Annotated in this window: 3 protein-coding genes; 1 reads left to right on the forward strand and 2 read right to left on the reverse strand. The window is 35.9% G+C overall.

Annotated features, from left to right (window positions below):
* Both AC3DU7_RS21430 and AC3DU7_RS21435 read right to left on the reverse strand, forming a co-directional pair.
* A partial coding sequence (locus tag AC3DU7_RS21430) for a spondin domain-containing protein (protein ID WP_488041330.1) occupies positions 1 to 698 on the reverse strand: 698 nt, incomplete at its 3' end.
* Positions 699 to 1,316: 618 nt separating this feature from the next.
* Positions 1,317 to 3,146 carry a PQQ-dependent sugar dehydrogenase gene (locus AC3DU7_RS21435; RefSeq protein WP_488041331.1) on the reverse strand — a complete coding sequence of 610 codons (1,830 nt, stop codon included), beginning with the start codon at positions 3,144 to 3,146 and terminating at the stop codon, positions 1,317 to 1,319.
* Between the two features lie 735 nt (positions 3,147 to 3,881).
* On the opposite strand from AC3DU7_RS21435, the gene AC3DU7_RS21440 reads away from it, so the two are divergent.
* Positions 3,882 to 6,080, forward strand: coding sequence for a protein kinase domain-containing protein (locus tag AC3DU7_RS21440; protein ID WP_488041332.1), 2,199 nt, complete (start codon positions 3,882 to 3,884; stop codon positions 6,078 to 6,080).
* Positions 6,081 to 6,398: the final 318 nt, after the last annotated feature.

The raw sequence follows: 6,398 nt of genomic DNA on the forward strand, positions 1-6,398 counted from the left end.
AAATCACCATTAGGTACTGCTGCTAGAATATTACCACCTTCGAGAAAACCAGGGTGAAGGGTGACAACTCCATTTTCATCAACACCTGTGTTCGGAGCGGCTTGAGCAAGAGCAGCAGTATTGCCTGGAATTTCGTCATTGACTTCTGTACCTGCATCCCACACTCGATCGCCTGTAACAATAAAGTCAGCACCCAAGAAGTTGCCATCTTCATCAAAAACTTTTATGCCTAGTGGGTTTTCGTTAGCAATAAAAGCATCGTTACTTGGTAAACCCATTGATCCATAACTGAAATAACGACTGCTAGCTAGACTGCCATCTAGAGTAAATGTCATAGAAGCGCGATCGCCAGCAGTAAGTACCTGAAATGGGCCTGTTGGGCCAAATATTGTAGCTTGAGTATTGCCTGCGCCACTATTAGCAAAAGCGGTGGTGATGAGGCCTGTATTAGCATCTTCTGCTAATGCTTCGAGATATGCGGGTGCTGGTTGGTTTAAGTCAAAAATGTCGAAGTTGCCATCGTGAAAACCTACCCATAATGGAGAGAAGAAGAAACCATTAGTGGGGGCAACATTTTCTACTGTAACTTTTAATCTTGCTGCTGTTGCTGCAGATGTCATAGCAAATGTAGAAGTTACTGCTATTGTTGTAGCGATCGCTCCACGAATATTTAGCCAAGTCTTACTATTTATATTCATTATTTTTTCCAAATACAATTATTTATCTCTCCGTTAAATTTCGGAGCTTAAATTAAATAATAAGAGCTAAATATTTTTTTGTATTGCTAATTATTGCGGTTTGTATTGCATTTTTTCTGAAAATTATCTAACAATTTTCTCATACTAATTTCATAAAATATTGCTACGGTCAGGATATATTCCAGTAGGGTCAGATCCCGCGTCGGCGTCAGACGCAAGCGGTCAGATCCCGCGTCGGCGTCAGACGCAAGGGAATACTGACCAAGAGAGGGAATGCTGACCAAGAGAGGGAATGCTGACCAAGAGAGAGAAGAAAGGGTTAAAAGGGATAAAGTTTTTTTATAACTGATTATCTGAACATGATATAAATCCCAACTATGAACCTAATCATAACTGTTTGACTGGACATTATATTGGTAAACATTAAGCTATTAGCAGTCATCCAGCCTCCTACGGAGAAACTGCGTTAAAGCAACAAGACTATATCTTATGGGATAGTGTTTAAATTTAAATAGACTTTAAGGGCAAGGGAGCCAACTTTTGTAATAAGAGAATTAATAAAGCTTTTATGGTCAACTAAAAGCAATGGCTGATAGCTGACAGCTGACGGCTGAATGCTTACTTATATTGAATCCGATAAATTCGATTATTCATCTCTTCAGTAAACAACAAACTCCCATCCGGCAAAACCTCTAAACCAGTCGGACGACCCCAAGTTGTTTCCTCCGAAACATCCAGAAAACCTGTCAAAAAATCTCGATATTCTCCAGTGGAATTACCATTTTCATCAAAGGGTACAAAAACTAATTTATAACCTGTGGGTTCCTGACGATTCCAACTACCTCTGAATGCTACAAATGCTCCATTTTGATATTCTTCCGGGAAAGTTTCTCCATCATAAAATTGCAGTCCTAAAGGAGCAGAATGAGCTTGAAATAATACATCAGGTGTTTGAGTTTCAGCTACTAAATTTTGATTTTCTCCTGCTCTTCTTGGGTCTTCTAAATTAGGTAAGAAATAAGCATAAGGCCAGCCATAGAATTCACCTGATTCTAATCCTGTTAAATAGTCAGGAACTAAATCATCTCCTAACCCATCCCGTTCATTTACAGTGGTAAAAAGTTGATTTGTAATTGGATGAAAATCTAAACCCACAGGATTTCTTAAACCAAAAGCAAAAGTTTGTCGATCAGAACCATCTAAATTCATTACTTGAACTGATGCTCTGGGTAATGGTTCTACAGATACATTGGAGAGGGAACCAATAGAAACAAAAAGTTGATTATTGGGAGAAATTGCTAAGTTTCGAGTCCAATGACCTCCTGTTGGTAAATCGGCTATTTTTTCACCAGTACCATTAATTTCTAAATCCCCAATATTGTAGGGATATCGTACTACTGAATCTGTATTTCCTACATAGAAATAATCTTCGGTAAATGCCATGCCAAAAGGTTGATTTAATCCATTTTCTGCATCGGCAAAAACTTGAGAAAAATCGACAGTACCATCCCCATCTGTATCGCGTAATAAACGTATTTGATTGAGTGGTGTTTCTGTTACTAATACATCTCCTGTGGGAGTAACTTCTAACCAACGAGGACTTTCTAAATTTTCGGCAAATACATTAACAGTAAATCCATCGGGAACTTGCAAAACTGGATTATCGGGAACAGGAATAATATCGGCAGGATTAGAAGCACTATCAGTGGCAAAAGGTATGGGTAATGAGTCTAGAGAAATACGGATATTTTCTGATAATAATGTTTGAGTTTCTAGAAAACTGCTGTTGCGGTTGTCATTGGATTCTAGTTCGAGAGAAAAAAAGCTATTGCTATCTAATTCAGTAGGTAAAATACCTAAAACTATACCTATAATTTGTTCCGACTCCCTGATTTTTATCGAAGTATCATTGCCCTCAGTCATAGCAGTTTCTATGATTAAATCATTAACTGTTAAACCCGAAGTTAAACCAAAGCGATCGCCTACTTCAAAATCTGTAATTACATCTGCTTCTTCTGAAAGTACAAAAATATCTGCACCTGTTCCTCCAGTCAAAGTATCTATTCCTAAATCTCCATACAAAGTATCATTTCCCGTGCCACCAATCAGAAAATCACTTTCTTTTCCTCCTCTTAATACATCGTTTCCCCCATCGCCATGAATCTCATCATTTCCTAAATTTCCACTCAGGAAATCATCATTATCGCCACCAAAAATTAAATCTAAATTCTTACCACCAAATATCGTATCGTTTCCTTGATTTCCGTTGATTGTATCATTGCCTTGATTACCATTAATAATTTCTGCATTTATACCTCCAATAATTGAATCATTGCCACTTAAACCAAGTAGACCACCAGGTAAATTAGCAAGTAATCCTGGAGTTAGCTGAAAGTTATCAAACTCAGAGGTTAATTCATAAAATCCGTCAGGGGTTGGCCCACTCATTATTTTTGGATTTAGTTAAGTTTTTTCTATTTTATAGCAGGGAATAGGGAATAGGGAATAGGGAACAGGGAACAGTGGGAAAAACATTTCCTCTTATCCGGTTTATCATCAGCATAAGTCTTAAGCTACTATAACAAACGGGTGAAAAGTTCAGAAAAGCTTCCCAAGGTTTTATATAATTTTCCCCCTCCAGGGGAGCTACGCTAACGGATAATTAGTCATCAAAAAACTTTCTCCTTATGTTCTTCTTTCTTCCCTCCTGACTCCTGACTCCTGACTCCTGACTCCTACGAGAAAAGTTTTTATTTTGGCATTGAAGAAATACCTTTAAATAATAATATTAATCCTCCAATTAAAATTGCTACCGCTAAACCACCACTCAGTAAATCAAGCCAACCACTATTTTCCATAATAAAACTCAGTTTAATTCTTAATAAAGATTCATACCATACCTATTTTGTTATAGTCAATACTGAATTGACTAAGAATCATTAAAATTTTATTTAATTTACTGATTTTTATGAGAATTTAAGTAAATTATGGATACTATAGTATCTATAAGATTATTATAAAATAAAAAAAATATAAAAGTAATTAATTAATAGCTGTTAACGTAGTTCCTCCGCAGGAGGCTAGCTGAATGCTGACCGCTAAATGCTTACAAAATATATAACAAATCCGATGAATGAAGCAGTACAAATTCCTATTAAGTATTAAATTTACTAATTTTTTTCTATGAGCTATTGCCTCAATTTACATTGCCAACAACCTCAAAATCCCAATGATGTAGAATTTTGCCAAACTTGCGGTTCAAAATTGTTACTGCGAGGACATTATCAAGTAATTAAACCTATTGGCAATGGCAGCTTTGGCAGAACTTTTTTAGCAGTGGATTTAGATAGATTTAATACATTCTGCGTAGTCAAACAATTTTTTCCACAAAATCACAACTTAATTTCTACTGAGAAAGCATCAGAATTATTTAAAAGAGAAGCAGAGCAATTATTAAAATTGGGAGATAATCCTCAAATTCCTACTTTATATTCTTACTTTGAAGAGCAAGAAAATCTTTATTTAGTAGAACAATTTATCGCCGGAAAAACTCTTCTCCAAGAACTAGAAGAACAAGGTGTATTTAGCGAAAATCAAATCTGGGAAATATTATTAGAATTATTGCCATTATTAAAATTTATTCACGAAGAAAAAGTAATTCATAGAGATATAAAACCAGAAAACATATTACGATTTAATACTTCAAAATCACAAGAAAAAGAAAAAAATAAATTAGTCTTAATAGATTTTGGTGTTGCCAAACTAAATAGTCAGGATTTTGCAACTGAAATTGGTACTATGACTGGTACATTAGGATATGCTCCAATAGAACAAATACGCGGAGGAAAAGCATATCCAGCCAGTGATCTCTACAGTTTAGGTATGACCTGTATTCACTTGCTAACTAAAGTAGCACCTAACCAACTATTTGACCCATTTAGTGGAGAATTAATTTGGCGATCGCATCTAGTTCAACAAGGAAGAAAAATTAGCGATCGCCTAGAAAAAATCTTAGATAAATTAGTCAAAGACCTAGTAAAAGAAAGATATCAATCAGCTACAGAGTTACTAACAGAAATTTCTCATATATCAACTCCAAATATTAACCAAAAAGCTCAGGTATATCGAGCAGAAAAAAAATCTTTAGAAGAAATAAAATCTACTCAAAAAGAGCCGGAGAAAGTACCTCATATTAGTATCATTGTACAAGCAGAAGTAGAAGCATGGAAAAACAGACAAAATGTAGGAGAATCAAATGAATATAAGCAGGAAAAAATATTTCACAACAACATCAATAGCCACTATCAAAGCACTCAAAAATTATCAAAAGAACCACATCTTAACTATCAATCAAAACCACTGAATAATGTTATAGAATTTGAAAAGAAAAAAGCAAATTCTTCTTCAACAAAAACAAAAATTAGAAACTATTTAAAACTCTCTCAGTTATGGAAAAGTGTACAAATTATCCAAGAGCATAACGTTTCTATCAACACCGTAGCTATCAGTCCCCACGGTTTTACTTTAGTAACAGGCAGCGATGACAAAATAATTAGACTATGGAATCTAAAAACAGGAAAACTTTTGCATAAATTTTTAGGTCACACTGCCGAAGTATACACAATAGCTATTACTGCTGATGGCAGAAGAGTTTTCAGTGGTGGAGATGATAGAACAATATTAGCTTGGAACTTACAGAAAAAAACAATTGCAGACAGATTTTATAGCCATTCAGGTTCTCCTTATAGTCATCGGAATGGTGCTATTTTGTCAGTAGCTATTAGTCCAGATAATCAAACTGTAATAAGTGGCAGTGCCGATCATACAATTAAACTTTGGAATCAACGTAATGGAGAATTACTTTGCAAATTACACGAACATTTAGATAAAGTTTTCTGTGTCTCTTATGCTAAAGTTAATAATACTAGTACGGCAAAAAATTCTCCTCAAAATCAAATTTTTGCTAGCAGTAGTGCTGACAGTTCGATCAAAATTTGGCAAGCAGGAACTTGTGTGAGTCTGAAAACTTTGAGGGGACATTCTGGAGGTGTATATTCAGTTGCTTTTACGTCAGATGCTCAAGCGATCGCAAGTGGTGGTGCAGATCGAACTATAAAACTTTGGGATGTCCGCACAGGTGAGTTACTGAATACATTCAAAGGTCATTCTCGTGCAGTTTTGTCTGTTGCTATTAGTCCCGATAGTCAAATTCTTGCTAGTGGAAGTCTAGATGGTACGGTTAAATTGTGGAATTTGCACACAGGAAAATTATTAGATAGTCTTTGTGGTTACCATCCAGTGCAATTTACTCCAGATGGTCAAACTTTAGTTAGTGGCGGTGAAGGAGGTCGGATTTTAATTTGGAAGTTGCATACTAAATAAGGCAAAAGTCAGAAGAAAGAAGGAAGAAGGAAAAATCAGGTGTTGTCAGAGAAGAAGATGATTGAAATAATGATATCAATCGCACCAATAATAGAATCTCCGCAAATGACTGAAACCGTTACCTGTTCCCCCCATCTCCGCGTCCCCGTGTCTACCCTCACCAACCAATTTTTTCAGCAGATCCTAGTTAGGGTTTACCGATCTAATCTCAAATAATTGCCCGATAAAGGTTTTAGCTCACATTCCGCACGTCAAGAGCGTAGCATTAAAAGTATAGCGCTGTGCGCAGCTCATTTGGCAGTAGGCAATAGCGGTCAG

The organism is Okeania sp. (assembly GCF_983059655.1).

Excerpts from the sequence above, each read along its gene's own strand:
- AC3DU7_RS21440 (WP_488041332.1), top strand. The coding sequence starts at position 3,882 with ATGAGCTATTGCCTCAATTTACATTGCCAACAACCTCAAAATCCCAAT.
- AC3DU7_RS21435 (WP_488041331.1), bottom strand. The coding sequence starts at position 3,146 with ATGAGTGGGCCAACCCCTGACGGATTTTATGAATTAACCTCTGAGTTT.